Source organism: Pantoea sp. SIMBA_079 (assembly GCF_046940275.1).
Taxonomy (GTDB): Bacteria; Pseudomonadota; Gammaproteobacteria; order Enterobacterales; family Enterobacteriaceae; genus Pantoea; species Pantoea borealis.
On sequence record NZ_JAWRYR010000878.1, the window covers coordinates 1 to 239 of the forward strand.

Annotated in this window: 1 protein-coding gene; it reads left to right on the forward strand. The window is 71.5% G+C overall.

Going from position 1 to position 239, the window contains the following annotated elements; genetic code table 11:
* Positions 1-239 (forward strand): MBL fold metallo-hydrolase (locus SB719_RS22445; protein ID WP_412160076.1); only part of this gene is annotated, 239 nt, incomplete at both ends.

A 239-nucleotide genomic window follows, 5' to 3' on the forward strand; every position in this document is an offset into this window, starting at 1 on the left:
GGTCCGACGATGATGCCGACACCGCGCCTGGCGGCGCCATCGCGATCGACTTCGGCTCGGGTGACGTCCTCGACCACCTCCACGAACTCGGTCTCGACACGCTCGACGCCGTGCTGATGACCCACCACCACCGCGACCAGGGGCAGGGCCTCCCGCGGGCGGTCGCGGCGGGCATCCCGATCTTCGTGCCGCCGGTGGAGCAGGACCTGTTCGCCCGCGTCGACGAGATGTGGTCCGCC